Source organism: Aeromonas media (genome assembly GCF_000819985.1).
GTDB lineage: Bacteria > Pseudomonadota > Gammaproteobacteria > Enterobacterales > Aeromonadaceae > Aeromonas > Aeromonas media.
Genome location: NZ_CDBZ01000076.1, coordinates 1 through 3089, shown reverse-complemented (window position 1 = coordinate 3089; position 3089 = coordinate 1). Strand labels below are relative to the sequence as shown.

General features: G+C 56.5%; 2 protein-coding genes. Both read right to left on the bottom strand.

The window, feature by feature from the left end:
• Positions 1 to 114: 114 nt before the first annotated feature.
• Positions 115 to 1938, bottom strand: a complete 1824-nt coding sequence (locus tag BN1127_RS06655; protein ID WP_042648933.1) for a DNA recombination protein RmuC — start codon at positions 1936 to 1938, stop codon at positions 115 to 117.
• A 308-nt stretch (positions 1939 to 2246) separates the two neighbouring features.
• The coding region (locus BN1127_RS06650; protein WP_042648932.1) for a hypothetical protein at positions 2247 to 3089 on the bottom strand (843 nt) is incomplete at its 5' end.

Here is a 3089-nt window from a genome sequence, read left to right as displayed (position 1 = left end):
CCGGCGTTTATCGGCGGGGTCTGCTGGACGACGATGGCAATGGGTTGCAACCCAGACAATCAAGGCGCCTGTGTAGCGCCTTGATTGTTTTACGCGATCTGCATCGTTAAACGACTATGCCGTCGGCGCCGTTTCCTCTATGGCAATCGTGCCGGGCTCTTCCAGAGCCTCGACGATCAATGACAACCGATCCTGTTCGAAGTCCATATGCATGGCGTCCAGTTGCGGCAGTGTCTTGCTGGCCTTCGCCGAGAGTTTGTTGAATCTCTCCACTTTGCCATACAGCCCTTGCTTGCCCACCAGCGCCTTGACCGTGTTGTTGTAGTGATTGCTGGCGGTGTTGAGCGTGCCGCCCAAGCTGCTCAGACGTTCGGCAACAAGGCAGACCTGGTTGTAGATGTCGCCGGCTTTTTCACTGATCTCGCGGGCCTCCGTATTGCTGCGTTCGATCATCCACAGATTTGATACCGTGCGCAGGATGGGGATCAGGGTCGTATGTGAGACCAGTACGATGCCCTTGTTGTATCCATACTCGAACAAATCCTTGTTGTGCTTCAACGCTTCGATATAGGCGGGTTCAATCGGCATGAACATCAGCACAAAGCTGGGGCTGTGCATGCCAATCAAGTTGATGTAATCCTTCGATGCCAGATCGTCGATATGCTTGCGCACCGCTTTGAGATGCTCTGCCATCGCCAGCTGATACGCCTCTGGGCTCTCGGCCGCTACCGCCCGATCATAAGCCACCAAAGAAACCTTGCTGTCGATGATGATGTGTTTGCCATCCGGCAGTTTGATCAGATAGTCGGTCTGCTTGTGCTTGCCTTCCGCATCCTTGAAGCTGCTCTGCACTTCGTAGTGGGCCGCTTCAATCAGGCCACTCATCTCCAGTGTGCGGCGCAGTTGCGCTTCCCCCCAGGCTCCGCGCTGCTGGGAATCGCCCTTGAGGGCCGACGTGAGGTTGTTGGCCTCCTTGCTCATATTCAGACCAATTTCCAGCACCTTCCGGATCTCGGCATTGAGCTGAGCGCTGCCTTGCACCGAGACATCGTGCACCTCGTTGATCCGTTTCTGGAATCCTTCGATCTGCTCGCGAAATGGCTTGAGCAGGCTATCGATCCCGATCTGGCTGCTCTGAGTGAACGCCTTGCCCTTCTCGTCGAAAATCTTGTTGGCGAGGTTTTCAAACTCCTGTGCCAGTGTCTTCTTGGCATCGGCAAGTTGACCCAGCTGCTCCTGGAAGTGCTCTTCCCGCTTTTGCAGCGTGGTCTTGAGCTCGGTGTGTTCGTTATCAACCTGATGCAACCGCTCCTGCAGGCCGAGAATGGCGTTCTCACGCTCTTTCAGGGTCTGTTTGACATCCACCAGTTGTTCACGGACTTCGCGCTCCGCGCTCTGCAGGGATTGCGCATGTTTGCCTTCATTGGCCAACTTATCCTTGAGCTGGCTGATCTCATCATGGGCTGCTCGGTTTTGCCCATCAGCCAGATTCAAGCGTTCACGCAAGTCAGCGATCTGCTCTTTCTGACCACGGTTTTCGGCCTGTGCCGTCTCCAGACGCTTCTCCGCGTCATGTTGCTGCTCCTTGGCCGCGCTCAACTGCTGCTGCAAGGCCTCGCTGGCAGCCTTACGTTCGCTCAATTGCGTCGCCAACTCTTGCAGCTGCTCTTTGGCACCCTCTAGCTGGGTCTGCACCTTGCCGGCCTCCACCTGCTGCCCATGACATTTTTGTTCCGCCGCCTTGAGCTGCTCCTGAGCCTGTGCCAATTGCTGTGTCAGCAAGCCCTGTGCCTGCTGTGCCTGCCCCAGTTGGCTAGTGAGCTGACCGAGTCGGTTGCCGTGGCGCAGCGCCGCCACAAAGTAGCCAATCACGCAGCAAGCGACTGCAATGATGACGCTGATGACAATGATCTCCGTAGTCCACTGGCTGATTTGCATGAATACTCCTTAAGCGTGCTTGAAAGGCAGATGTAAGTGGTGCGAATAGTGCTTTTGCCCGGCGATAACCACGATAATCGCGTCAATGCCTATGCTGGCCACTACTGTGCAACAGGCTAACACGCCCGATTTCATGGAAACCAATGGTGACTCACACTCCCGCCTGCTGATGCTCAACTGAGCAGAATGTTTATTAAAAATCCCGTTGGATGGCGACGTTCACAGGCTTGTCGGCCGCACCTTTGACATGGCGTCGAGCTTGTCGACGGGCTGGGATGGTATGCGGTCCCCGGGGTTGGCTCATCTTCCTATTCGACGTCTTCTTCGTCCGCTCGCGCGTGGCTCATGGCGCGGCCTTGGGCCGCAAACTCATTGCGACGCGCCCAGCTGAAATCCGCCAACACCAGATCCGGGTAATAGGCGCTGTTAGTGCCCATCATGACGCTGACCACAAAGTCCTGTATCACCTTCAAATACTGAATGAGGCCGTCCAGCGTGGGAGATGGCGCATGGATAAAGGCCAGGATCACCTCGGATACCTGAATGCCGACGGCAGCCAGCCCCTCACTGAGCGTGAAGGCGAGATCTTCCCCTGGGTGCCACCCCTCATCCAACTCGAAGTAATGGATGAGGGCCTTGCCAAGTTGCTCCGCCGTGCGCCACGCCTCCAGGCCGTGCACCTCCCCGGTCTGCCTGCTGATCGCACGCGTTACCCGTTTATTTTCCTCCACAACATCGGCAACGCTTCGCGCTGGGATGCCCTCGATATGCGGCGCCACCCCCTTGCAGAGCAGACAATGGAAGAAGGGAAACAGCAATTCATGCACGACGCTGGGCGAGCCGAAATAACCCGCTTGGGACGCCGTTTGCAGCATCTGCGCAAAGCCATCGGCGGGGACTTGCCCGGCGGCATAAAAGGCAATTTCGCTTTCGATGATCGATTTGGCCTCCTCCAAAGACCAGCCGAAATGATCAGGATCCAGCGACAACCGCATTCTCGATGCCAGCCACCAACCTTCACTGTCACGAACAAAGAGCACTTCCGCCGCCTTGCTCCCCGTCCAGCTCCGGTATAGGTGGAGAGTTTCTCCTTCGAAATAGCAGAACCATTTGTACTCCATCGCCGGAGGGATAAATCCCTGTCGGATGTT

Bases quoted from the DNA above. Each gene is read 5' to 3' on its own strand.
- BN1127_RS06655 (WP_042648933.1), bottom strand. From the start codon at position 1,938: ATGCAAATCAGCCAGTGGACTACGGAGATCATTGTCATCAGCGTCATC.